Source organism: Afipia massiliensis (assembly GCF_001006325.2).
Taxonomy (GTDB): Bacteria; Pseudomonadota; Alphaproteobacteria; order Rhizobiales; family Xanthobacteraceae; genus Afipia; species Afipia massiliensis_A.
Window position 1 is genome coordinate 1,788,259 of record NZ_LBIA02000001.1, and the last position, 25,114, is coordinate 1,813,372.

Consider the following 25,114-nt stretch of genomic DNA (forward strand, 5'->3'; position numbering starts at 1 on the left):
TTCACGTCTTCGTGGCGCCGCTGAGAATCTCGCGATCGGCGCGGGAGCGTTGCGTGACGAAATTGATCACGGCGCGGACCGGCGGCAGGTCGATCAGGTCTGGATGCGCCAGCAACCAGATGTCGGAAATGCCGGCCAGCTTTTGCGGTGCGACGCGGATCAGGTCATCATGCGCATCGCCGACGATGCAGGACATGGCGCAAATGCCGATTCCGGCGCGGACGGCGGCCAGCATGTCAGCTTGCGATGAGCAGCGCATCACCACGGAGGCCTGCCGCGCGACATGATCGCTCCAGCGTCCGAGTTCGGCGTTCGAGGCCCGGTCCGCGAAGCCGACGATGTTGTGGTGCTTCCAGTCGTCGCGGTGCGCGGGCAGCGGACGGCGAGCGGCATAGTCGCGCGAAGCGTAGAAGCCGACGCCGAGGCGCGCGATCTTGCGGCCAACGAGATTTTCGTCGCCGCTTTGATAGATGCGCAACACGATATCCGCCTCGCGCTTGCGCACGCTCACCGGGAACGGATGGGTGACGAATTCGATCTGGACGTCGGGGTGGGTCTCGATGAATGACGCCATATGCGGCATCAGCCAATAGGCGGCGAGCGTCGGACCGATTGAAAATTTGACCAGTCCTCGCGCTTTCGTGCCCGTGGCGGACACTGCGGCTTCGGCCCGCAGTGCGGCGGCCTCCATCATATCGGTGTGTTCGCGGAAGCGGCGGCCCTGCGCCGTCAGCACCAGTCCGTCATTGGAGCGGACAAACAATTTGGTGCCAAGCTGGGTTTCCAGCGCGGCGATTTCGCGTCCGACAGTTGGATGGCTCGAGCGCAGCCGTCGCGCGGCGCCGAGATAGCTGCCGGATTCCGCAACGGCAATGAAAGTTCGGCAAAGGTCCCAATCCATTGCTGTTCAATCCTGATGCAATAAGTGTTCAATATTGGAGATATGGGGGGCGGGTCAAGATGTTATCGTCGCTCACATTCAACGCAGGAAAATCTGATGCCGCTTCCAGCTTCTCTCACCGGTACGCTTGAACTGCCCGTTCTCGGGTCGCCGCTCTTTATCGTGTCGGGCCCCGAACTCGTCATCGCGCAATGCAAGGCCGGCATCGTCGGTTCGTTTCCGGCGTTGAACGCGCGGCCGGTCGAGAAACTCGGCGAATGGCTGACGCAGATCGAGGACGAACTCGGCGAATACCAGGCGCTGAACCCGCACAAGAAGGTCGCGCCCTACGCGGTCAACCAGATCTGCCACGCCTCCAACGATCGCCTGATGAAAGACATGGAAACCTGCGTGAAGCACAAGGTTCCGATCATCATCACGTCGCTGCGTCCGCCGTCCGAGATTGTCGATGCAGCGCATTCCTATGGCGGCGTCGTGTTCCACGACGTGATCAATGTGAAGCATGCGCGCAAGGCGGCGGAGCAGGGTGTTGATGGCCTCATTCTGGTCTGCGCCGGCGCGGGCGGTCATGCCGGAACGCTGTCGCCCTTCGCGCTGGTGCGTGAAGTGAAGCAGTGGTTCAAGGGCACCATCCTGCTGTCGGGCGCAATCTCCGACGGCTGGGGCATTGCATCTGCGCTCGCGCTCGGTGCCGACATGGCCTACATGGGCACGCGCTTCATCGCCACTGTCGAGGCCAATGCCGACGAGGCCTACAAGAAGGCGCTGACCGACTACGCGGCCCATGACACGGTCTACACCAACCTGTTCACCGGCGTTCACGGCAACTATCTCGGCCCGTCGATTGCGGCCGCGGGCCTCGATCCCGACAATCTGCCGGTCGCCGACAAGACCAAGATGAACTTCGGCTCGGGCGGCAACATGAAGGTCAAGGCATGGCGCGACATCTGGGGCTCGGGGCAGGGCATCGGCCAGATCACCGATGTGCCGCCGGTGGCGGAACTGGTCGAGCGCCTGAAGGCGGAATTTGCTGAAGCCAGTGGCGATTTCGCAAGGCGCGCGAGCGCCTGAACGAGTGGCGGGCACGCGTATAAGCGCGGTCCGATAATATCAATCAACCCAGGGAGAGAAACATGAGAGCCGGACCATTGCGCGCGATTGCGTTGATGACGCTCACCGCTTGCGGACTGACGCAAGCGCTGGCGGATGCAAAGGGTGAAATCCGCATCGGACAGACCTTGCCTTACAGCGGGCCGCTGTCGGGCTTCGGCACTATCGGTCGTGTGCAGGAAGCGTATTTCGAGAAGGTCAATGCCGAGGGCGGCATTAACGGGCGCAAGGTGAAGTTCATCAGTATGGATGACGCCTATTCACCCCCGAAGACCGTCGAGCACACGCGCAAACTCGTCGAGCAGGACGAGGTGCAGGTGATGTTCGGCTCGCTCGGCACCGCGACCAATAACGCTGTGCATCGCTATCTCAACGGCAAGAAGATTCCTCAGCTCTTCGTCCTCAGCGGTGCGACCAAGTGGGCCGATCCGAAGGGCTTCCCGTACACGATGCCAGGCATGGCGGCCTACGAGTCCGAGGGCGTCATTTACGCCAAGTACATCCTGCAAACCAAGCCGAACGCGAAGATCGCAATCCTGGCGCAGAACGATGATTTCGGCCGCGACTACGTCAACGGCTTCAAGCGCGCGCTCGGCGCCAAGGCTGCCACGATGATCGTCTCAGAGGTCAGCTATGAAACCAGCGCGCCGACCATCAGCTCGCAGCTCGCGAGCTTGAAGGCTTCCGGGGCTGACGTGCTGTTCGGCGTGGTGCTTGGGAAATTCACGTCGCAGCTGATCAAGGGCATTGCTGAACTGGGCTGGAAGCCCGAACTGACCTTCCTGCCAACCTCGGCGGCGTCGATCTCGTTTCTCGCGCCGGCCGGTCTCGAGAATGCCGTCGGCATGATCTCGTCCAGCAACCAGAAGGACGTCCAGGACGTTCAGTGGGCGAACGATCCGGGCGTGAAGGACTACTTCGCGTTCATGAAGCAGTACATGCCGAATGCAGATCTCAACAATTCCAACTATGCCGCCGGATATAACTACGCCCAACTGATGGTCGCCGTTCTCAAGGCGTGCAAGGACGATTTCAGTGCCGAGAACATCAAGCGTCAGGCCGCGTCGCTGAAGGACCTTCAGTTGCCGTTGCTGTTGCCTGGCATCACGATCACTACCGGTCCGGACGATTACCTGCCGTTCCAGCAGTTGCTGCTGCGTCGCTTCGACGGCAAGAGCTGGGTCGGGTTCGGCAAGGTTCTCGACGATCAGTAAAGCCATAGCGGGCGCGTCGCGGATGCGGTGCGCCCGTTCTCGTCCTTTTCCAACCGGAACGACACCATGATCATCAGCGGCGATCGCCAGATCAGCACTCCCGAGATTCAAGAGCGCATCGCACGCGCCGCGAATGGCTTCAAGGCGCTCGGCGTTCGCGATGGCGCGCCCGTTGGAATGATGCTGCGCAACGATTTCGCATTCTTCGAAGCTTCATCGGCCGCCGCGATGCTTGGTTCGCCGGTGGTGCCGATCAACTGGCACCTGAAGGCCGAGGAGGTTGCCTATATTCTGGCCGACAGCGGCGCTCAAGCGCTGGTCTGCCACGCCGACCTGCTACCCCAGATCAAGGACGGCTTGCCGAAGCGGCTGCCGCTGCTGGTGGTGGCGACGCCGCCTGAAATCGCGGACATGTTCAGTGTTTCGCCTGAGTTGGCGCGTGTGCCCGATGGCTTGGTGGATTGGGATACGTGGCGCGACAGCCATGCACCGTCCAAGGACGCGCCGGGCCGGGCATCGCCGATGTTCTATACCTCCGGCACTACGGGCCGGCCAAAGGGTGTCCGGCATCTGCCGATGCAACCCGAGCAAATAGCTATCGCCGAACGGGTGAGTGCCATTACCTATGGCGTGAAGCCGAATGAGGATCAGATCATTCTGATGAACGGGCCGATGTATCATTCGGCGCCGAATTCCTATGGCATGCTGGCGTTCCGCCATGACTGCACCATCGTGCTGGAGCCGCGCTTCGATCCCGAGGATCTGCTTCAGTTGATCGAGCGGCACAAGGTCACGCACATGCATATGGTGCCGACGATGTTTGTGCGCCTGCTGCGGCTGCCTGACGAGGTGAAGACGCGCTACGATCTGTCGTCATTGCGCTTCGTGGTGCACGGCGCCGCACCGTGTCCGGCGCCGGTGAAACGGGCGATGATCGAATGGTGGGGGCCGGTGGTTCACGAGTATTTCGGCTCGACCGAAACCGGAATTCCAATCTGGCATTCGGCGCAGGAGGCGCTGGCGAAACCCGGCACCGTCGGGCGCGCCATCGAAGGCGGCATCGTCAAGATTTTCGGCCCGAACGGCGAGCCCTGCGGCGTGAACGAGATCGGCGAGATCTTCATGCGGCAAACCGCGATCCCGGATTTTGATTATCATCGCAAGGCGGGCGCGCGCGAGGAAGCCGGCCGGGAAGGCCTGATCAGCGTCGGCGACGTCGGTTACCTCGACGAGGACGGCTACCTGTTCCTGTGCGACCGCAAACGCGACATGGTGATTTCGGGCGGCGTCAACATCTACCCGGCAGAAATCGAGAATACCTTGATCGGCATGGACGGCGTGCGCGACTGCGCGGTGTTCGGCATCCCGGACGAGGAGTTCGGTGAACGGCTGTGCGCCTGCATCGAACTGGATACCAGCGCCGCGCTAACGCCGAGGGATGTGCAGGACTATCTGCGCAAGCGGCTGGCGAACTTCAAAGTGCCGAAAGAGATCAACTTCCTCGACGCGCTACCGCGCGAGGCCAGCGGCAAGATCTTCAAGCGAAAACTGCGCGATCCGTATTGGGAAAATCGCCCGTCCGCATAACGGGCGGTTGCTCGTCCAAGCGTTAACGCAACCTCGCAGACCTGTTGAAAGCTGCTGAATTCTGCCGTTGCCGGTGTTCCTGCGCTGAAATCGTGTCATGTTGTCCCGACCTGAACGGAAACAGCACGGCGGAACGAACCGCTGGCGGGGGGGCGAGCAGCATGATGTTCTTTGCATGATGTCCTTGGCGCAAGGCTTGCTCGGAGCGGCGTCGGGCTCGCTTGTCGGCTTTTCGCTGGGTCTCGTCGGCGGCGGCGGTTCGATTCTCGCAGTCCCCTTGATGGTCTATCTGGTCGGCGTGCCGAACGCGCATGTGGCGATCGGCACCAGTTCGCTCGCCGTTGCGGCGAGCGCGGCGTTCAACCTCATCATTCACGCGCGTTCGGGAATGGTGAAATGGGGGTGCGCGGCGGTGCTCGCCGGTGCCGGCGTGATCGGAGCATTTCTGGGTTCTCTGGTCGGGAAAATGGTTGATGGACAGCGCCTGTTGATGATGTTCGCGCTGTTGATGCTGGTGGTCGCCGTCCTGATGCGACGGCGTCGCGATCACAGCGGCAACCAGTTTGTGCGGCTGAGCAAAGCCAATGCGCCGGTGCTCGCCGGTCTCGGGCTTGCGACCGGAATGCTCTCCGGCTTCTTCGGCATCGGCGGCGGCTTCCTGATTGTGCCCGCACTCGTCTTCGCGACCGACATGCCTCTGGTTTATGCGGTGAGTTCCTCACTGGTGGCCGTGCTGGCCTTCGGCCTGACCACGGCGACGAGCTACGCTTTCTCCGGTCTGGTGGATTGGCCGCTGACCGCAGTCTTTATCGCCGGTGGTCTGGTCGGTGGATTCGCGGGCGTGAAGTCCGCGCATTTGCTGGCAGACAAGCGGACGCTCCTCAACGACGCCTTTGTCGGCGTTATTTCCTGCGTCGCGATCTATATGCTGATCCGAAGCTGGATGTAACGACGAGCCGGGTTTATTTAAGCGGCAGGTTTGATCCAGACTCGGTTGTCGTGGAACGCCGCGCCGCCATAGGGCGCGATCGGGTCTGCGCCCGTCAGCGTGTTGATACCGCGGCCGTCTTCATACGCGTCATTCGGCCAGATCGACTCCGCGATCAGCACGCCACGCCGAACGCCTTCGAAGACCTTGGCGTGAATGCGCACTTCGCCGCGCTGATTGCCGAGGACCACCTTGCCGCCGTCTATAATCGACAGCGCGGCTGCATCGTCAGGATGGATCATCACCATCGGCCGCTGCTCGCGGCCGAGCGAGGTCGGCGTTTCGTTGAAGGTGGTGTTGAGGAAGTTGCGCGCGGGCGATGTCGCCAGACGGAAATGATGCTGGTCGTCGGCTTCCTCGATCACGGTCCAGTGGTCGGGCAATTCCGGCAGTCCCTCGACCGGTCCGGAGTGCCACGGGCTGCGAAACGGCACTGTTAGCCAATCGGGTTTGAAGCGGAATTTCCCGTCGGGCCACGCGAAACCCTTTGTGTAATGCGCGGTTTCGAAATCCGGCTGGCAGTCGATCCAGCGCTCGCGCTCAAGATTTTCCAGCGTGCCCCAGCCGGATTTTTGCAGCGTCCAGTCGATGATCTCGCGCGGCGTCATGTCGAAGCCGCGATGTTCGGCGCCGAGGCGCCTGGCAAGGCCGACAATCACGTCATGGTTGGAACGGCATTCGCCCGGCGGCTCGATCAGCTTGGGGCCCGCAATGATGTATTGATGCCCGCCGCCTTGATAAACGTCGTCATGCTCCATGAACATCGTGGCCGGCAGCACGAGATCGGCGGCCTTCGCCGTCTCGGTCATGAACTGCTCATGGACGCACACGAACAGATCCTCGCGCGCGAACCCTTGCTTGACGCGAGTCTGGTCCGGGGCGACCGAAACCGGATTTGTGTTCTGGATCAGCATCGCCGTTACCGGCGGGCCACCCATCAGCGCATCGGCATCGCCGCACAGGATGGCGCCGATGCGCGATTGATCGAGCGAGCGGACCGACGAGTCTACCGCGTCAAGTCCTTCGATCAGGGTGCGGTCCCAATGATAGATCGCGCCGTTGTTGTGGAATGCGCCGCCGCCTTCATGGCGCCATGCGCCCGTCACCGCCGCGATACAACTTGCCGCATGCATGTTCGCGGCGCCGTTGCGCGAACGCGAGAAGCCATAGCCGAGGCGGAAATATGTGCGCGGCGTGTTGCCCACCAGGGCGGCGAATTCCTCGATGGTCTCGACCGGACAGCCGGTGATCTTCGAGGCCCATTCCGGACCTCGGCTGCGCAGATGCTGCTCCAGTTCGTGCGGCGCATCGGTGAACTGCGTCAGGAAATCCCGGTCGGCCTTGCCGTCGCGGAACAGGCAATGCATCACGGCACAGGCGAGCGCGCCGTCGGTGCCCGGGCGCACCAGCACGGCGAGGTCCGCCTGCTCCATGGTGCCGTTCATGTAGACGTCGATCGCGACGATTTTCGCGCCACGTTCCTTCCGCGCGCGCGTTGCGTGGGTCATGACGTTGACCTGGGTGCTGACCGCATTGGTTCCCCAGATCACCACGCAATCGGACTTCGCCATTTCGCGCGGGTCGGGGCCCGCGAGCAGGCCGGTGCCCGCAATGAACCCGGTCCACGCCGGATTGACGCAGATGGTCGAATGGAATCCGGAATACTTCTTGGCATGGCGCAGGCGGTGGATGCCGTCGCGCATCACCAGACCCATGGTCCCCGCGTACTGATAGGGCCACACCGCCTCGCTGCCATAGCGGGCCTCGGCCTCGCGGAATTTCTCCGCGACCAGATCGAGCGCATCGTCCCACGAAATCGGCGCGAATGTTCCGGAGCCCTTGGGGCCGGTGCGAATCAGCGGCTGGGTCAGGCGGTCGGGGTGATGGATGCGTTCGGCGTAGCGGGCGACCTTGGCGCAGATCACGCCGGCGGTATAGCCGTTGTCCCGAGCGCCGCGCACGCGCCCGATGGTGCGCTCGTCGAGCACGTCGACTTCCAGGGCGCAGGTCGATGGGCAATCATGCGGGCACGCTGTTGCGGCGACCCGGAGCGGTACAGACTTGGCGCGGAACATCTCGTTCATCGCTGCGACCTTAATCGGCGCTGCCGGACATGCAAGGTCGGGACGGGGTCGCGGGGGCTTGGAAGACCCGATTCCAGCGCATGGCGGCAAACCAATTCGCGGACTCAACTCCGAGCGTATGATTGTGCTATGCGAAACCGGCATCTGGAAGCGGCGCAATTGCGCGGATTCCGGTGTCAGGTCACCACTTCGAAGGAATCTCCATGAACATTCTGCCCGGCAATCTGCGCTTCGGCGCGGGACAATCCGTCAAGCGTCTTGAGGATCAGCGGCTTCTTACAGGGCAGGGACAGTTCATCGACGACAAGCCGCAGGACGGCGCATTGTGGCTTTACGTGCTGCGCTCGCCGCACGCCCACGCAAAAATCACGGCGGTCGATACCAGCGCCGCGCTGGCCATGGCGGGAGTCGCCGCCGTCTATACCGGAGCTGATCTGGTTGCGGACGATATCGGCACTATTCCGACCTTGCCGATCTTCAAGCGGCCGGACGGCTCACCGATGGCCGCGCCGCCGCGCCGGTTGCTGGCGCATGATGTTGTCCGCTTCGCCGGCGAGCCGGTCGCCGCCGTGCTCGCCGCGTCGCGGGCCGATGCCCAGACGGCAGCCGAGGCGATCGCTGTCGACTATGAGGTTCTGCCTGCTGCCGTCAGTCCGGCAGAAGCCCTGGCGCCCGGCGCACCGGCCGTTTGGCCCGACGCGCCGGACAATATCGCCGCCGCCATGAGCTACGGCGATGCGGCGGCGACGGAGGCTGCCTTCGCCAGTGCGAAGCATGTTGTCTCGCTCGATATCACCAGCCAGCGGCTGGTGCCGTCCGCAATGGAGCCGCGCAGCACCATGGCTGAGGTCGACAGGAAAACCGGCCGCCTCACACTGCATGTCCAGAGCCAGACCCCGACAGCGACGCGTGACATTCTCGCAGATGTTGTGCTGAAGCGTCCGAAAGACAGCGTTCACGTGCTGGTTGGCGATATCGGCGGAGGCTTCGGTCACAAGGTCAATCTCTACCCCGAAGACGGTATCGTTGCCTACGCAGCCGCCAAACTGAAGCGCACAGTGCGCTGGCGCGGCGACCGCATCGACGATTTCGTCGGCGGTTCGCATGGCCGCGATCTCACATCGACTGGCGAATTCGCACTCGACGAGAAAGGCCGCGTGCTGGCGTTCCGCGTGCGTTCGTTGGGCGGCACCGGTGCGTATCTCACCGGTGCAGGCGTCATCATTCCGCTGGTGCTGGGACCGTTCGTGGCGACCGGCGTTTACGATCTTCCGCTGATTCACTTCGACATCAAGGCGGTGTTGACCAACACCGCACCGACCGGGCCGTATCGCGGCGCCGGGCGGCCGGAAGCCGTCTTTATCGTCGAACGGCTAATGGATGCGGCTGCACGCCAGATCGGGATGGACCCGCGCCAGATCCGCAAGGTCAATTACATCAAGCCCGCGCAGATTCCCTACACCAACGCTGTGGGTCAGGTTTACGACAGCGGTGCTTTCGCGCACATGCTCGAGCGCGCCTCGAAGCTTGCGGACTGGGATGGCTTTGCCGCGCGCAAAAAAGCCGCGAAGAAAAAGGGGCTGCTCTACGGACGCGGCCTCACCAGCTACATCGAATGGACCGGCGGCCGCGTCCATACCGAGAAGGTCACGCTGCATGCCACAGCCGAAGGCCGCGTGGTGCTGCAGTCAGGCACGCAGGCGATGGGGCAAGGACTTCAGACCAGCTACTCGCAGATGGTCGCTGCTGCGCTCGGCATCCCGGTTGACCGTATCGACGTGATTCAAGGCGACACGGATCTGGCGACAGGTGGCGGCAGCGTCGGTTCGCGGTCGCTGTTCGTGGGCGGCACGGCGGCGGTCGTATCAGCCGGCGATCTGATTCAGAAGGCGCGCGAGAAGGCCTCGCATGTGCTCGAAGCCTCGGTCGGCGACATCGAATATGGCGATGGCTTTCTGACGGTGGTCGGGACCGACCGTCGCGTCAGCCTGTTCGATCTGGCGAAGGGCGAGAAGGATGCGCGCCTCACCGTCGACAGTCAGGGTGATGTGGACGGACCGACCTGGCCGAACGGCACGCATATCTGCGAAGTCGAGATCGATCCGGACACCGGCGTGACCCGCGTGGTCCGTTACACCACGGTGGACGATGTCGGTGTCGCCATCAATCCGATGCTTGTTACCGGTCAGGTGCACGGCGGTGTGGCGCAGGGAATCGGGCAGGCGCTTTACGAGGGCGTGGTCTACGATTCCTCTGGGCAGTTGCTCACCGCGAGTTATCAGGACTACTGCATTCCGCGCGCCAGCGACATGCCGCATATGGAAGTCACTCTCGACGATTCGGCGCCGTGCGTGACCAATCCGCTGGGTGCAAAGGGTTGCGGCGAATCCGGCGCGATCGGCGGTCCGCCTTGCGTGGTCAACGGCGTGATGGATGCGTTGAGCGAGCTTGGAATCAAGTCCCTGCAGACGCCACTGACGCCGGTGAAAATCTGGGATGCGATCCGTGCCGCCAAGGTCGACACCGCGGCGTAAGGGCGTTAGCGCGGCCCTTCATCAGCTTCGCGCAGGGCCTTGAGGCCCTCGCGGTAGGTGGGATAGGCCAGCGTCACGCCGAGTTCGTTGCGGAGCAGGTCGTTCCGCACGCGTTTGCTCTCGGCGTAAAACGAGCGGCCCATCTCGGTAAGGCCCGCGTCATCAAGGCCGATTTCAGGCGGCGGTTCGACGCCGCAGAGCGACGCGGCGAAAGTTACTACGTCCTGCGGCGGCGCGGGCTCGTTGTCGGTGACGTTATAGATCGCGCCTGCGCGCGGCCGTTCGAGCGAAGCGTCCACCACGCGTGCGATGTCTTCGACATGGATGCGGTTGAACACCTGACCCGGCTTGATGATGCGCCGCGCCGTTCCGCGCGCCAGTTGCGCGAGCGGGCTCTGACCCGAACCGTAGATTCCGGCGAGCCGGAAAACATGAACGGCAATGTTGTTCGCGGCGCCGAAGGCAAGCCACGCCTGTTCGGCATCGGCGCGTTCGCGTGAGCGAATATTGGTCGGAGTGGCAGGGGTTTGCTCATCGACCCACGCACCCTGGTGATCACCGTAGACGCCAATGGTCGAGAGATAGCCGATCCATCGCAGCTTCGGTGCGGCCGCAATCTGCCGGGCGTAAGCCGCAAGCACCGGATCCCCGCCGGGGCCAGGCGGCACAGAGATCAGCAACGCATCGCTGTTCGCGAGGTCGGCGTCGATGGCGCTGTCGCGCCCGTCTGGGCCGAACACGCGTGCTGACAGGTCTGCAGCGGCTAAGGCTTGCACCTTGCCTTGCGTGCGCACGGTTCCAGTGACGCGGTCGCCACGGGCGGTGCGGCGCTCGGCAATGGTTCTGCCGCTAAATCCGAGGCCGAAGATAAACAGATTCACGGAAAGCTCTGTTCAAGAGAGACGATGCGACGTACCTATCGGCTCGCACGCAGGTTTACAACACAATGGAGCGCCGGATTGAGCGATTACGATCCGCTTCGTGAGCATCTCTCACATCAGACCAAGGTTGAATTTGTCCTGAGCCTTGAGGAGATCGAGGACATTCTTGGCTTTGCGCTGCCGCGTGCGTCACAACGAGCGTCGTGGTGGGAGAAGGAGCGCAACCCCGAGAACGCACGGCCGCAGCGCGATGCCATCCGCGACGGTGGTTACGAGGCCACGCGCCTCGCTGACGGAAAGGGTGTGCGGTTCCGAAGGCTTTCTGCGGGACGATACCGGCCGCGCTAGTATTGTGATTGCTGCCGCCGCAGCGCCGATGATTCTTGTGCGTCGCAATATTCACTTGCAATAACCGCGCTGGTTCAATGCGAAAGTTCAATGCCCCGCCCAAGCGCGATCCCGCTATAAAGGCGTCTCAAACAAGAATAACTGGGAGCGCAATATGACATCGAAGTTTCTGGCCGCGGCGGTCGCGGCGTTCAGCCTGACGACGGCACTACCGGTCTCCGCGCAGCAGGGCGTCAAGATTGGCATTCTCAACGATCAGTCCGGCGTCTATGCCGATTACGGCGGCAAGTGGTCCTTTGAAGCAGCCAAAATGGCTGTCGAAGATTTCGGCGGCTCGGTCCTCGGTCAGAAAATTGAAGTGATCTCCGCCGATCACCAGAACAAGCCGGACCTCGGCGTCAGCATCGCGCGCCGTTGGTATGAAGTCGAAAACGTCGACATGATCACCGAGTTGACCACGTCGTCGGTGGCGCTCGCGGTCCATGATCTCTCCAAGCAGATGAAGAAGATCGACATTGTGGTTGGCGCTGCGACGTCGCGCCTGAGCGGCGATGCGTGTCAGCCCTACGGTTTCCACTGGGCCTATGACACCCGTGCGCTTGCATACGGCACTGGCGGGGCTTTGGTGAAGGCCGGTGGCGATTCGTGGTTCTTCATGACGGCCGATTACGCGTTCGGCCACGCGCTCGAAAAGGATACCGGCGACTTCGTCACGCAGCAGGGCGGCAAGGTGCTGGGCGCGGTTCGCATTCCGCTGAACACCGCGGACTTCTCCTCGTTCCTGCTGCAGGCGCAAAGCTCGAAGGCGAAGATTATCGGTCTTGCCAATGCAGGCCTCGACACCACCAACTCGATCAAGCAGGCGGCGGAATTCGGCATCGTCAAGGGCGGCCAGAAACTTGCCGGCCTTCTTCTGACGGCGGCTGAGGTTCATGGGCTCGGTCTCGAAGCCGCGCAGGGCCTCGTGCTGACTGAAGGCTATTACTGGGATGTCAACGACCGGTCGCGCAATCTCGGCGAACGTTTCTTCAAGCGCACCGGCCGCATGCCGAACATGATCCAGGCTGGCACTTATTCGGCGACCTTGCAGTATTTGAAGGCCGTCAAGGCCGCCGGCACCAAGGATACCGAAGCAGTAGCGAAGAAGCTGAAGGAACTTCCGGTCGATGACGACTTCGCGCAGGGCGGCAAGGTTCTCGAAAACGGCCGCATGGTTCACGACCTTTATCTGTTCGAGGTCAAGAAGCCGTCCGAGTCGAAGAAGCCTTGGGACTATTACAAGCAGCTTGCGGTGGTGCCGGGCGACAAGGCGTTCCCGACCGCTAAGGAAAGCGGCTGCCCGCTGACCAAGTAACACTGAGCCTCGGCATCCGGTCCGGCGTTTTGCCGGGCCGGATATCGCGGCAACCTCTCAACTGATAGTGTTTGACGCCGTTTTTCTTAAGCATTTTCGGCGCCGCCATCTTCTTGAACTGGCCGCGTCACGCTAGGATCAAGCCATGATCCGCATCCTCGTGCCGTGCCTGCTTTTGCTGACCGGTCTGCCCGCCGTTGCGCAAACGCCAGCGGAGCAGAAGCCTCCGGTTGAGCAAAAGACTTCGAGCGAGGCAAAGTCCGCCGCGCTCATGTGCGTTTACAACAGCAGAAATTACAGCGAAGGCGCGACCGTCTGCGTGCAAAAAGCCATGATGCAGACATGCACTTTGGATGGTGCCAAGGCCATCTGGGTTGCGGTCACAGACGAAAAGCTCAGCAGCCGCTGTACGGCACCTGCGCCGCGCCTCACCAAGTATCAGCGGGCCGCGATCTGGAATCGGAAGAACATCGCTAAGGAAATCACGTCCGCGACGGACAGCTCGCCGTTTTGTTTTTACACCAACGGCAAACGGTTCTGCGAATAGCGCCGTCGGTTGTTCACGGCAGCGGCGACCAGCAAGAGTGTCGCGTTAGCTCAGCTCATCAGTTGGTTTTGTAAATCGCATTGGCCCAGGTGCCGCCGCATGTCTCGTTGCGGTTGCCGGTGCACTTGGCGTTGCAGTTGTCAGCTGGACCAAACTTGCCGAACTTGTTGCCGCAAAAGCAGTGCCCGCCATACTGCGTGCCGGCATGACTGAAGCCCTTGTCGCGACACGTGCTGACGCACAGTTGCGGGGTCATCTTGCCGTCGTAGAAGGTGTGGCCGTCGAGGTCGCGCTTGCTCTCATCCTTGAAGCATCCGAGATAGCCGTTCGCTGCCGAGGTCGTTGCGGCGCCGGTCGCCGGGGTCACCGCAGCGGTGGCGGACGAAGATGCAGGCGCAGTCGCTTTCTGTGCGGGATGCAACGAGCGCTCGTCAGGCTTCGCGGTGGCGACCTTCGTGTCCTGCGTTTTCAGATCCTGCAAACGCGCGCGGGCGAGGTCGCCATAGATGCTGTCGCCGAAGCGGCGCACGAAAGCGTCGAGTACCGTGGGGCTTGTCGTTGTGGAAACCGCGCGCCATGCCTCCGCGATCTCGTTGGATGATGGCGACGGTGCAGGCGAAGCCGCCGGAGCCCGTGCCGCCACGGACGCGCCCGGATCGGCCGATGCGACCTGTGCGGCGGCCGGCTTGGTGTCCGTCTTTGGATCGGTCTTCGCCACTGCCGGCGTGTCGACGATCGCAACCGTGTTGCCGCCGAGCGAACCGTAGACATAGGGTTCCTGCTTGCGGGCGGTAGTGGACAGCACCGAGTCACGCACCCGCCCGAACGCGATGCGCAAATCAACTCCCGGTGTTGCGATGTGCTCAAGCAATGCGGTGGTGAAGGGGCTGTTGCTGGTGTCGCCATCAAGCGCCACCGAGCCCGCTTTCGCGGCGAATGCGATCAGCGTGTCCGAGACCGTCGGCTCGATCTTGGCAAGGCCGCGCCCGACCGAACGCGAGGCCACCGTGCGCTTCATGGTCTTCGAAAATGGATTGTCGCGGCAGGCATCCAGCATGACCAGCCGCAGACGCTTGGCGGGTTCGATCGCCTTCAGCAACCGGTCAAGCGAGAGCGCCTCGTCCTCGATATCGAAATCGCGTGCGAGTTTTGCATCCGCTGGAACCAGATAATTGGTGCCATCGACCTCGATGCCATGACCGGCGAAAAATACCACGGCGACATCGGCGTCCTGCGCTTTGTCGGAGAAATCGCCGACCGCGCGGCGCAGATCGGCGATGCCGACGTCGCGCTTGGTTTCAACCACATCGAAGCCGGATTTCCGGAACAGCGCAGCCATTGCATCCGCGTCGTTCGACGGGTTCGGCAGCTTGGCGACATGCTGATAGGCGGAAATGCCGAGCACCAGCGCGACGCGCTTGTCGGCACGGGCGGTAGTGACCGCGAATTGCGTTGCGGTCAGCAGCGCAAACAAGATCAGCAGGGAACGCAGCACGGCGCGCAAAACAGTATCTCCATGGTCCGGTTTCGGGCGCTTTTTACCATGCGCGACGAGGGGCGGAAAAGCCCGGAAGGTTGCAAAAACAGCCTTGATTTGCTTGAACCGTTCGGCCCCGCACGACACATCGTGCCGCAGGCCTGCCCCCGAACCGACAACAGCAAGGAACCGGCGTCATGTCCGTCCGCATCGTCGATGTCCGCGAGATCACCAAGCCGATTTCGTCCCCGATCCGCAACGCCTATATCGATTTTACCAAGATGACCACGAGCCTGGTCGCCGTGGTCACCGATGCAGTGCGCGACGGCAAACGCGTGGTCGGCTACGGATTCAATTCCAACGGACGTTACGGACAGGGCGGTCTGATCCGCGAGCGCTTCGCGCCGCGACTGCTGGAAGCCGACCCGAAGACGCTGCTGGATTCCACCGGCGACAACATTGATCCGGATAAGGCCTGGGCCGCGATGATGTCGAACGAAAAGCCCGGCGGCCACGGCGAGCGCTCGGTCGCAGTCGGTACCATCGATATGGCGATCTGGGACGCGGTGGCGAAGATCGCGGGCAAGCCGCTGTTTCGTCTGCTGGCCGAGCGCCACAAGCGCGAAGCCAATCCGCGCGTGTTCGTGTATGCGGCGGGTGGTTATTACTATCCAGGCAAGGATCTGTCGGCGCTGCGCGGCGAGATGCGCGGCTATCTCGATCGCGGATACAATGTCGTGAAGATGAAGATCGGTGGCGCGTCCATTGCAGAAGACCAGGAGCGCATCGAGGCGGCGCTGAAGGAGATCGGCAACCAGGCGCAGCTTGCGGTGGACGCCAACGGACGGTTCGATCTGGAAACCGGAATCGCCTACGCTAAGATGCTGCGTGAGTATCCGTTGTTCTGGTACGAGGAAGTCGGCGACCCGCTCGACTTCCAATTGCAGGCGGCGCTCGCGGAGTTCTATCCCGGCCCGATGGCCACCGGCGAAAATCTGTTCAGCCATCAGGATGCGCGCAATCTGATCCGCTACGGCGGCATGAGGCCGGATCGTGACTGGCTTCAGTTCGACTGCGCGTTGTCGTACGGGCTGTGTGAGTACCTGCGCACCCTTGATGTCTTGAAGACGCACGGCTGGTCGCCGTCACGCTGTATCCCGCACGGCGGACATCAGATGTCGCTGAACATCGCAGCGGGCCTCGGTCTTGGCGGCAATGAAAGCTATCCGGATCTGTTTCAGCCCTATGGCGGCTTTCCGGACGGCGTGCGCGTCGAGAACGGTCACATCACCATGCCGGACCTGCCCGGCATTGGCTTCGAGGGCAAATCCGATCTCTACAAGGAGATGACGGCACTGGCGGACTGATGCCCAGCGGTCATATCGATAAATTCGATTTCAATCTCCAAAACTACTCGTTTGCCAAAGTCCTCGTTCGGCCTAGATTCGGGCTGATCGTAAGCTGTTCGATTGTTGCGAACCTGAGTCGTCTGAGAATGGTCTGCCCGCAATTCCGCGGTCGGCCATTCTTCCTCAAACTGGCCGCCTGCTTGCAGACGGCCTTTTTTCCGGCTTGTGCCTGCGTCGTCACGAATTGACGTGGATGAAATCCCGCAGCAGCGGATAGATTTCGTTGTTCCACTTCCGACCGCTGAAGACTCCGTAGTGGCCGACGCCGGCCTGCATGTGATGGACCTTGCGGTAGGCGCGCACACCGGTGCAGAGATCCTGCGCCGCCAGCGTCTGCCCGATTGAACAGATGTCGTCTTTTTCGCCTTCGACCGTCATCAGGCCCATCTTCTTGATGGAGGCCGGATTCACCGCGCGCCCCTTGTAGGTCAGCTTGCCCTGCGGCAGCAGGTGTTCCTGAAACACGTCGCGAATGGTGTCGATGTAGAAATCCGCCGGCAGGTCCATCACCGCGAAATACTCATCGTAGAAGGTCTTGATGGTATCGGCCTTCTCCACATCGCCTTTCGCCAGATGCTCAAGCAGATCCTTATGCGACTTGACGTGCCGTTCGAGATTCATCGACACGAATGCGGTGACCTGAATGAAGCCGGGATAGACCTTGCGGAATGCACCCTTGCACTGCATCGGCACGTAGTTGATCAGATTGTCCTCGAACCACTTCAGCGGCTTTGAGGTTGCGAATTCGTTGACTTTGGTCGGCGCAATCCGGGTGTCGATCGGTCCTGCCATCAAGGTCAGGCTCGCTGGACGCGCGCGATGATTATCTTCCGACATAATGGCACAAGCTGCGAGCGCTGATACTGACGGCTGACATACCGCAATCATGTGCGACTTCGGACCGAGTTGATCCATGAACGTGATGAGATGCTCGGTGTATTCCTCGAGACCGAACTTGCCCTGGCTAAGTGGAATGTCGCGCGGGTTGTGCCAATCGGTGATGTAGACATCGTGATCCTGTAACAACGTTTGCACCGTGCCGCGCAGCAGTGTCGCGAAATGACCTGACATGGGGGCAACAAGCAGGACCTTGGGCTGCTCCGGTGCGCCATCCTTCCTGAAATGCAGCAACGAGCCGAACGGTGTCGCGAACGGCACTTCCTCGATCACCGGCCATTCCCGGTTGCCGACCGCGACGGGCTTGATGTCGTATGCCGGCCGCTTGTAGGTCAGCGAACTGCGCGACATCAGCTCAAGCGTCGCGCCGAGGCGGCCGAACACCTTGTCCGAAAAGCCACTAGGAAGCATTTTTAGATAGGACAGCGCCGTTGAGGCCCCGTTACGCCACGGGGCCGTCATGTCCATGGTGTTTTGATAGGTCTGGTACATCATTGGCGACATCCGGCACATTCCCTTGCTTTGTGCCATGCAAACTTGACGCCAAAGCTGCGTCAATCGGCCATTCGGACTGGCATGTCGTTTGCTGTGTGTAAAAGGAGCAAGCGCTTAAACAACAGGCAGGCGCGGGCGTGACCGGGCGGGAAAGTCGTTCCGCCTCTTTGATGTGCAGGCGTTTAGGAGAGCGACCATGGCCAAGGCCACTTTGACCATCAGCAGCAAGAACTACTCGTCATGGTCGCTGCGCGGCTGGCTGCTGACCAAGTTTTCGGGGCTCGAATTCGATGAGATCGTCACTGCGGCTGACGATCCATCGGCGCGGGCGGAGATCCTGCTGCTGTCATCGTCGATCCTGGTGCCGTGCCTGCGCCATGAGGGCGCAGTCGTGTGGGACACGCTGGCGATCGGCGAGTATCTCAACGATCTCATACCTGACGCGGGGTTATTGCCGTCCGAGCGCATTCCACGGGCGCATTGCCGCTCGATCTGCGGCGAGATTCATTCCGGCTTCACGACGCTGCGCTCATCGCTACCGGTCAATATCAAGGGACACTTTCCCGGCTTCAAGATCTGGTCCCGTGCACAGGCGGATATCGACAGGGTCTGCGCGATCTGGAGCGATTGCCTGGAGAAATCCGGCGGCCCGTTCCTGTTCGGACACCGCAGCATGGCAGACGCGATGTATGCACCGGTGGTGACGCGATTCCTGACCTACGACGTCCAGATCGGACCGGCGCTGGCGAGCTATGCAAAACGGGTGATGAGCCTTCCCGAAATGCAGGAGTGGGTCGAGGCCGCGCGAGAAGAGCCGGCGGAAATCGAAGAGCTCGAGGTGGAATATTAGGCAACGGCCGCGTGCAGCTGCCTGATCGCTGGGCCAGTCGTTGGCGAGCGCGCGCGCCTGAAACGACGCTGGATCGGGAGTAGCAGATCTCGCGCGCCTTGCACGAGATGCACAGGCGATGCCCGCCCATTCCCGTCGTTTCGAATCCCCCGCAGAAACAGCCACATCCTTCGCTGCGTAAAACTTCGCCACCGGCTGTTCGCTTGCGATGCGTTCGCTGGCGCGGAATTCGCATGACTTGCGGCAGATGCAAACGAGCCGACAGCGCGGTCGCTCATCGCGGCCACGCGGAACTCCCGGTTTGCCGAACGGATAGTGTGGAGGCTGCAATGAACAAGCACGACCCGGTGATGAAATTCTCCCATGTGAAGCCTGAAGACACCCAGTTCGCGGGTGGTGGCCTGCGCGACTTTTTTCTCTATCGCGATCTCGGCATTGCGGAAGCGACCGGCGGCCAGGTTATCTGCCATCTGGTGAAGGCCAACATGCCGCCGTCGGAAGGCACGGGCTGGCATCGGCACGATTGCGATTTTCAGATCGTCATCATGACCAAGGGCTGGGCGAAGTTCATGTACGAAGACAAGCCGACGCTGGTGAAGGCCGGTGATGTGGTGCATCAGCGTCCCGGCATCGTGCACTACCTGTTCGATTACTCGCCGGACATGGAATATCTGGAGATCGTCAGTCCCGCGGATTTCAAGACAGTGGATATGCCTGCGCCGACTGACAAGGTGCCGCCGGTGACGCCCTGGACGTGATGGCTCCAACAAAGCGGCACGCACTGCCGATAAAGCTGTCATTGTGAGGGGTACAGCGACGAAGCAATCCAGTCTTTTCTCGTTCTCTGGATTGCTTTGCTTCGCTCGCAATGACGAGCGGCCGCTTTGCTATGCCACGTTTTTGTGTTTTCCTTCCGGCCAAATCTAAGGGGAAACACAGATGCCGACACGCGCGCGCGTTGACGAGTTCATTGCTGTAGTTGAAAGCGGCGACCACGCCGGCGCCATCGAGCGCTATTACACTGAAGATGCCAGCATGCAGGAGAATACCTCGCCGCCGCGGATCGGTCGCGACGGGCTGGTGGCGTTCGAGCGCGGCATTCTCGCGCAGATGAAAGAGGTTCGCTCCAAGGCGCTGGTCTCGGTGGTGGAGGGCGATTACGTCATGATTCACTGGAATTTCGACATGACCGATCTCGCCGGCAAGACCCGCCACGTCGATGAAATAGCCATGCAGGAATGGCACGGCGACAGGATCTTCCGAGAGCGGTTCTTCTACAACGCGGCGAAAGCGTAAGCGCCCTCTCCTGACATGATTGGCCGTCATGCGGGCGATGACGATGTCTCGCTTGACGCCGCGATCGGCATCCTGACAGATGGCGAAACTGCCGCCGGAATCGGCAGAGAAGAAGAGCACCAAGCTCCCTCAGGGAAACGCCGGAATATGAACGCACCTCACGCGGGCCCGACTGCGGATGAGAAAATCATCGATGAGACATCGATCCGATATGAAGGCTGGCCGATCGTCGGGGTCTGCTTTCTGGTGGCGACGTTCGCCTGGGCAGCCGGCTTCTATGGGCAAGGTGTTTATCTCGCCGAGTTGCAACGAGTTCATGGCTGGCCGGCGTCGCTGATTTCGACGGCGACCACCTGCTACTATCTGTTCAGCGCGGTTCTGGTCGTGTTCGTAAGTGAAGCGATCCGCACGCTGGGGCCGCGTCGTCTTCTGATCATGGGGATCATCGCTATTGCCGCAGGCACCGCACTGGTCGGGCAGGTGACGTCGCCGTGGCAACTGTACGTTGCCTATGCGCTGATCGCGTTCGGCTGGGCAGGGACAAGTCTCGCCGCGATCAACAACACGCTGGGACTATGGTTCGACAAGAAGCGCGGCATGGCCATCAGCCTCGCGCTGAACGGCGCGAGTTGCGGCGGCATACTCGGCGTGCCGCTGCTGGTCGGTGCCATCGGCAAGTTCGGCTTTCCCGCAACCTCGATCGGCGCGGCGCTGGTCATCGTTATCGTGGCAATACCGGCCATTTTGATCTGGGTCGGTCGGCCGCCCAAGCGTACGCTGCCGCCGGCCGATGCGTTCGCCACGGCACCCGCGCCTGCCGTGCAATCAATCGCGCAAATGCGGCGCGCGGCGTTCGGCAGTCTCTCGTTCTGGACCATCACTGTGCCGTTCGCGATGCTCCTGATCGCGCAGGTCGGTTTCATCGTGCACCAGATTTCGTTTCTCGATCCGATCATGGGCCGCGAGCGCGCGAGCATCGCGGTGGCGCTGATGACGGTGATGGCGGTGGTAGGGCGCGTGCTGTTCGGGTTCGTCGTCGACCGGATGGATCAACGCAAGGCAGCGGCGGTGTCGGCGATCAGTCAGGCCGTAGCGCTGATCGTCATGGTCAATACCCGAAACGAAGTGACATTATTCACCGCCAGCGCAGTGTTCGGATTTTCCGTTGGCAACATGATCACGCTGCCGACGCTGATCGTGCAGCGGGAGTTCAGCGCGGCGGCGTTCGGCGTGCTGGTCAGCCTGGTAACGGCGATCTGCCAGTTCACCTATGCGTTCGGGCCAGGGATAATCGGTTTGCTGCGGGATGTTTTCGGCAGCTATGTCGTGCCGTTCTATGCTTGCGCGGCGCTTCAGATGATCGCTGCCGCCATCGTGCTGGTGCGGGGAAAAGCACCGCAGGCTGTTTGATCAGGACTCGCGCTCTTTCAGGAGTGCTTCGACATCGAGCCGACGGTTGAACATTGCCAGTGTTCCATCGGGATCTCGCGGCCACTCGGCTTCGGGGCGGTCGCGATAGAGCTCGACGCCGTTTTCGTCGGGATCACGCAGATAAAGCGCTTCGCTGACGCCGTGATCGGCTGCGCCGTCGAGCGCGATGCCGGCGGACAGCACCCGGTGCAGCGCATCTGCGAGCGCCGCACGTGTCGGATACAGGATCGCAGTATGATACAGTCCGGTGGTGCCGTCTGGCGGCGGCTTGCCGCCTTTGCTGTGCCAGGTATTCAGACCAATGTGATGATGATAGCCGCCTGCTGAAATAAAGGCGGCCTGATCGCCGTAGCGCTGCATCAACTCAAATCCGAGCACGCCTTGATAAAAGCCGAGCGCGCGGTCGAGATCCGCCACTTTGAGGTGGACATGGCCGATGCGTGTGCCTGCGATCACGGGCCTGAAGGGCGCCGCGGCCGTTGTGCTGGTTTCTTCGGGCATGCCAAGGCTCTCCGATTGATACGATGCGTCGCTCTTGGCGATGTATGAGCGCGCGCATCACGGCACAAGGTCACAGATTTCACCCTCAGGCGCTTCAATTTCGAAGGTGTTGAGTGTCATCGACACCAATGCGTAATAGCCAAGCAGCCCAACCAGTTCGACCACTCCCGTTTCCCCGAGCATCTCAATGGCTTTGTCGTACAGCAGCTTCGGAACTTTGCAGTTTTCGTGCAGCGACTCGCTGAACTCATAAACCAGCTGCGCTTCTGGATCGTCGAAATCCGGAACGTGGCGATGGTTGATGGCGTCGATGATTCCGGAATCGAGCCCTGCCGCCAGCGCCAGCTTCTTGTGCGCATACCATTCGAACTGCGCGCTCCAGTGCCGTGCGGTCACCAGAATTGCGAGTTCTGACAGAAGCGGCCCGAGTGTGGTGTCGTAACGGAGGAATGCGCCGAGCCGGCCGGCGTGCCGCGCCACCTCCGGCGCATGGATCCAGGCGCGCAGCGGCGGCGTCACTGTGCCGCGCTTGCTGGAAACGGACTCCTCGTAAATGCTCTTCTGATCGGCAGTCATTTCGCTAGGCGAAAGGGTTCTCAGGCGCATGGCGGTTCCTTTGTTTTAAACGCAGTGGCTGCGCCGGGATGCGGCCGGAATGTCTTGCATGGCTACCATATCGCACCCGGCCAGACTTTCGCGTTAGCGAGATATTGAAATCCCCCTAGCGGACAGTACAGTCCGGCCCAGAAAATCAACAATGGCCGCGCATCTCGTGCCGCGGCTTGTCAGCCGAGGGAATGTCGAATGGCCGATATGGAAAAATTCCGCAGTGAGACGCGCGCCTGGCTGGCGGCCAACTGCCCGCCCGAAATGCGCAAGCCGGTGGCGAACGAGAACGATGTGTTCTGGGGCGGTCGCAACACGACATTCGCGTCCGAACCGCAGCGGCTCTGGTTTGAGCGAATGCGTGACAAGGGCTGGACCGTTCCCGAGTGGCCGAAGGAATACGGCGGCGGCGGCCTCGATGCCGAGGAAACAAAAATCCTGCGTCAGGAGATGGCGGCGATTTCGGCGCGGCTTCCGCTGTCAAGTTTCGGCATCTGGATGCTCGGACCGGCGCTGCTGAAGTACGGCACCGAGGCGCAGAAGCGCGAGCATCTGCCGAAGATCGCTGCCGGATTGATCCGCTGGTGTCAGGGCTATTCGGAACCGAATGCCGGCTCCGATCTTGCGTCGCTGCAAACGCGCGCGGATATCGACGGTGACGACTACATCATCAACGGCCAGAAGATCTGGACATCGATGGCGAACTTCGCCGACTGGATTTTCTGTCTGGTGCGGACCGACTTCAGCGCCAAGAAGCATGATGGCATCAGCTTCATTCTGTTCGACATGGCCTCGAAGGGCGTTTCGACCAAGCCGATTCTCCTGATCTCAGGCAAGTCGCCGTTCTGCGAAACCTTCTTCGACAACGTTCGCGTGCCGCGATCCCATGTGGTCGGTACCGTCAACCGCGGCTGGGACGTCGCGAAGTATCTTCTGCAGCACGAACGCTCGATGATCAGCGGTCTCGGGGACCGCAGCGGCAGCCGGCCGCTCGGCCAGGTCGCGGCGAACTCCGTCGGCGTCGACGAGCACGGGCAACTGGACGATCCGATGTTGCGCGGACAGATCGCAACCTTCGATGTCGACGAGGCTGCGATGGCCTGCGCTTCCGAGCGCGCGGTCGATCTTGCGAAAGCAGGGCAGGGCCATCCGGCTTATTCTTCGGCGCTGAAATACTACGGTACCGAACTCAACAAGCGTCGGCATGAACTCCTGATGTCGGCCGGCGGCGTCGATGCGCTGGAATGGGAAAGCGAGCGCTCCCGCGAGGGACTGGCGGCGCGGTCGTGGTTGCGCACCAAGGCGAACTCGATCGAGGGCGGCACCAGCGAGGTGATGCTCGGTATCGTTGCCAAGCGCATTCTCGATCTGCCCGGCGCGTAAGACGTTAAGTCGCGCCGCTTTCCTTAACCGATAACTCGTACCGGATACTCAAATGGCTCTCGTCCTCAACGAAGAACAGTCAATGCTGCGCGACAGTGCGCGCGGTCTCATCAGCGACAAGGCGCCGGTGGCGCATTTGCGCAAGCTGCGCGATACCAATGACACCAACGGCTTTTCACGCGATCTCTGGAAAACCTTCGCGGAGATGGGCTTTGCTGGCTTACTGGTGCCGGAAGATTTCGGCGGCAGCGGACTCGGCGCGGTCGAAGCCGGCGTGGTGATGGAGGAAATCGGCCGCACGCTGATGCCGTCGCCGTTCCTGTCGACCGGTGTGGTGGCGGCGACTGCGCTGACGCGCGGTGGCAACGCCGCGCAGAAATCGGAATACCTGACCAGGCTTGCCAAGGGCGATCTGATCGCGTCGCTTGCCGTGGACGAGGGTGCTAAGCATCGCCCCCTGAAGACCGCGATGCAGGCCGTGCGCGCCGGCAACGGCTTCAAGCTCAAGGGCGCGAAGGCGTTCGTCGTCGATGGTCACGCAGCTGATTTGCTGATTGTTGCGGCCCGCACCGCAGGCCAGCCCCGTGAGCGCGATGGTTTGACCCTGTTCCTGGTCGATCCCAAGGCCAAGGGCATCGAGATCGAACGGACTGCGATGGTCGATGCGCATAACGCTGCGCGGATCGCGTTCAACGATGTGGATGTCACGGCGGACGGCGTGCTTGGAGAGGTCGATCAGGGCGCGGTCCTGCTCGAAGGCATTCTCAATGTCGGTCGCGCGGCGGTGGCGTCCGAAATGGTCGGCGTCAGCGAAGAGTCCTTCACGCGCACGGTGACCTATCTGAAAGAGCGCAAGCAGTTCGGAAAGCTGATCGGCGAATTCCAGGCGCTGCAGCATCGCGCCGCGCACCTCTACACCGAGATCGAGATCACCAAGGCTGCGGTGATGAAGGCGCTGCAGGCGCTCGACTCGGATTTCGACAAGGCGGGTGCTGCGGTTGCCGTCGCCAAGGCAAAAGCCGGATCGACAGCCACACTGGCGGTGCAAGAAGCTGTTCAGATGCACGGCGGCGTCGGTATGACCGACGCGTTCGACATCGGCTTCTTCATGAAGCGCGCGCGGGTGTGTCAGGAACTGTTCGGCGATGCCGCATATCACGCCGAGCAGCTGGCGCGGCTGAAGGGCTATTGAGCGATAGCCGGAGTTCGTTCTTCGCTGAG

General features: G+C 61.7%; 22 protein-coding genes. 15 read left to right on the forward strand and 7 right to left on the reverse strand.

The features are described from left to right. Position 1: 1 nt before the first annotated feature. Complete coding sequence (locus tag YH63_RS08465) at positions 2-901, reverse strand: LysR family transcriptional regulator (protein WP_046827988.1); 900 nt, start codon at positions 899-901, stop codon at positions 2-4. 96 nt (positions 902-997) lie between these two features. Here YH63_RS08465 and YH63_RS08470 point away from each other — a divergent pair, with 96 nt between their 5' ends. The 4 genes from YH63_RS08470 (at position 998) to YH63_RS08485 (ending at position 5,761) form a co-directional block, all read left to right on the forward strand. Then, complete coding sequence (locus tag YH63_RS08470; RefSeq protein ID WP_046827987.1) at positions 998-1,972, forward strand: NAD(P)H-dependent flavin oxidoreductase; 975 nt, start codon at positions 998-1,000, stop codon at positions 1,970-1,972. 62 nt (positions 1,973-2,034) lie between these two features. Then, a complete protein-coding gene (locus YH63_RS08475; RefSeq protein WP_046827986.1) occupies positions 2,035-3,225 on the forward strand; it encodes an ABC transporter substrate-binding protein in 1,191 nt (396 codons plus the stop codon). Positions 3,226-3,291: 66 nt separating this feature from the next. Beyond that, on the forward strand, positions 3,292-4,812 hold the full coding sequence (locus tag YH63_RS08480) for an acyl-CoA synthetase (RefSeq protein ID WP_046829656.1): 1,521 nt from the start codon (positions 3,292-3,294) through the stop codon (positions 4,810-4,812). Between the two features lie 175 nt (positions 4,813-4,987). Continuing rightward, on the forward strand, positions 4,988-5,761 hold the full coding sequence (locus YH63_RS08485) for a sulfite exporter TauE/SafE family protein (protein WP_046827985.1): 774 nt from the start codon (positions 4,988-4,990) through the stop codon (positions 5,759-5,761). Positions 5,762-5,778: 17 nt separating this feature from the next. Here YH63_RS08485 and YH63_RS08490 read toward each other — a convergent pair whose 3' ends face one another. After that, positions 5,779-7,884 (reverse strand): molybdopterin-containing oxidoreductase family protein, encoded by a 2,106-nt coding sequence (locus YH63_RS08490; RefSeq protein ID WP_046827984.1) that lies wholly within the window; start codon positions 7,882-7,884, stop codon positions 5,779-5,781. Positions 7,885-8,087: 203 nt separating this feature from the next. Here YH63_RS08490 and YH63_RS08495 point away from each other — a divergent pair, with 203 nt between their 5' ends. Then, a complete protein-coding gene (locus YH63_RS08495) occupies positions 8,088-10,418 on the forward strand; it encodes a xanthine dehydrogenase family protein molybdopterin-binding subunit (RefSeq protein ID WP_046827983.1) in 2,331 nt (776 codons plus the stop codon). Positions 10,419-10,423: 5 nt separating this feature from the next. Here the strand turns inward: YH63_RS08495 and YH63_RS08500 are convergent, their stop codons facing one another. Beyond that, a complete protein-coding gene (locus YH63_RS08500; protein WP_046827982.1) occupies positions 10,424-11,299 on the reverse strand; it encodes an SDR family oxidoreductase in 876 nt (291 codons plus the stop codon). A 78-nt stretch (positions 11,300-11,377) separates the two neighbouring features. Between YH63_RS08500 and YH63_RS08505 the strand changes: the two genes are divergently transcribed. From YH63_RS08505 to YH63_RS08515, 3 genes are all read left to right on the forward strand, one after another. Next, on the forward strand, positions 11,378-11,647 hold the full coding sequence (locus YH63_RS08505) for a DUF7662 domain-containing protein (RefSeq protein ID WP_046827981.1): 270 nt from the start codon (positions 11,378-11,380) through the stop codon (positions 11,645-11,647). Between the two features lie 154 nt (positions 11,648-11,801). Next, the gene (locus YH63_RS08510; protein ID WP_046827980.1) at positions 11,802-13,001 is read left to right on the forward strand and encodes an ABC transporter substrate-binding protein; all 1,200 of its coding nucleotides are present in this window, start codon (positions 11,802-11,804) and stop codon (positions 12,999-13,001) included. Between the two features lie 145 nt (positions 13,002-13,146). After that, positions 13,147-13,548 carry a DUF1496 domain-containing protein gene (locus YH63_RS08515; RefSeq protein WP_046827979.1) on the forward strand — a complete coding sequence of 134 codons (402 nt, stop codon included), beginning with the start codon at positions 13,147-13,149 and terminating at the stop codon, positions 13,546-13,548. A gap of 58 nt (positions 13,549-13,606) precedes the next feature. Here YH63_RS08515 and YH63_RS08520 read toward each other — a convergent pair whose 3' ends face one another. Then, complete coding sequence (locus YH63_RS08520; RefSeq protein ID WP_433995113.1) at positions 13,607-15,043, reverse strand: caspase family protein; 1,437 nt, start codon at positions 15,041-15,043, stop codon at positions 13,607-13,609. Positions 15,044-15,222: 179 nt separating this feature from the next. Here YH63_RS08520 and YH63_RS08525 point away from each other — a divergent pair, with 179 nt between their 5' ends. Next, positions 15,223-16,392: a mandelate racemase/muconate lactonizing enzyme family protein gene (locus tag YH63_RS08525; protein ID WP_046827977.1), complete on the forward strand. Its 1,170-nt coding sequence runs from the start codon at positions 15,223-15,225 to the stop codon at positions 16,390-16,392. 219 nt (positions 16,393-16,611) lie between these two features. On the opposite strand, the gene YH63_RS08530 is transcribed toward YH63_RS08525, so the two are convergent. Beyond that, positions 16,612-17,835 (reverse strand): polyhydroxyalkanoate depolymerase, encoded by a 1,224-nt coding sequence (locus YH63_RS08530; protein ID WP_046827976.1) that lies wholly within the window; start codon positions 17,833-17,835, stop codon positions 16,612-16,614. Between the two features lie 187 nt (positions 17,836-18,022). Between YH63_RS08530 and YH63_RS08535 the strand changes: the two genes are divergently transcribed. The 4 genes from YH63_RS08535 to YH63_RS08550 all read left to right on the forward strand — a co-directional run bounded on the left by YH63_RS08535 (position 18,023) and on the right by YH63_RS08550 (position 21,382). Then, the gene (locus tag YH63_RS08535) at positions 18,023-18,676 is read left to right on the forward strand and encodes a glutathione S-transferase family protein (RefSeq protein ID WP_046827975.1); all 654 of its coding nucleotides are present in this window, start codon (positions 18,023-18,025) and stop codon (positions 18,674-18,676) included. A gap of 329 nt (positions 18,677-19,005) precedes the next feature. Beyond that, entirely contained in the window at positions 19,006-19,434 is a 429-nt protein-coding gene (locus tag YH63_RS08540) for a cupin domain-containing protein (RefSeq protein WP_046827974.1), read from the forward strand. 181 nt (positions 19,435-19,615) lie between these two features. Further along, positions 19,616-19,972: a nuclear transport factor 2 family protein gene (locus tag YH63_RS08545; RefSeq protein ID WP_137325158.1), complete on the forward strand. Its 357-nt coding sequence runs from the start codon at positions 19,616-19,618 to the stop codon at positions 19,970-19,972. 147 nt (positions 19,973-20,119) lie between these two features. Continuing rightward, a complete protein-coding gene (locus tag YH63_RS08550) occupies positions 20,120-21,382 on the forward strand; it encodes an MFS transporter (RefSeq protein ID WP_046829655.1) in 1,263 nt (420 codons plus the stop codon). Here the strand turns inward: YH63_RS08550 and YH63_RS08555 are convergent, their stop codons facing one another. Both YH63_RS08555 and YH63_RS08560 read right to left on the reverse strand, forming a co-directional pair. After that, positions 21,383-21,904: a VOC family protein gene (locus YH63_RS08555; protein WP_046827972.1), complete on the reverse strand. Its 522-nt coding sequence runs from the start codon at positions 21,902-21,904 to the stop codon at positions 21,383-21,385. Positions 21,905-21,961: 57 nt separating this feature from the next. Continuing rightward, positions 21,962-22,510: a carboxymuconolactone decarboxylase family protein gene (locus YH63_RS08560; protein ID WP_046827971.1), complete on the reverse strand. Its 549-nt coding sequence runs from the start codon at positions 22,508-22,510 to the stop codon at positions 21,962-21,964. Positions 22,511-22,708: 198 nt separating this feature from the next. Here YH63_RS08560 and YH63_RS08565 point away from each other — a divergent pair, with 198 nt between their 5' ends. Together YH63_RS08565 and YH63_RS08570 are read left to right on the forward strand one after the other, a co-directional pair. Further along, entirely contained in the window at positions 22,709-23,893 is a 1,185-nt protein-coding gene (locus tag YH63_RS08565) for an acyl-CoA dehydrogenase family protein (protein WP_046827970.1), read from the forward strand. A 52-nt stretch (positions 23,894-23,945) separates the two neighbouring features. After that, positions 23,946-25,085 (forward strand): acyl-CoA dehydrogenase family protein, encoded by a 1,140-nt coding sequence (locus YH63_RS08570; protein ID WP_046827969.1) that lies wholly within the window; start codon positions 23,946-23,948, stop codon positions 25,083-25,085. Positions 25,086-25,114: the final 29 nt, after the last annotated feature.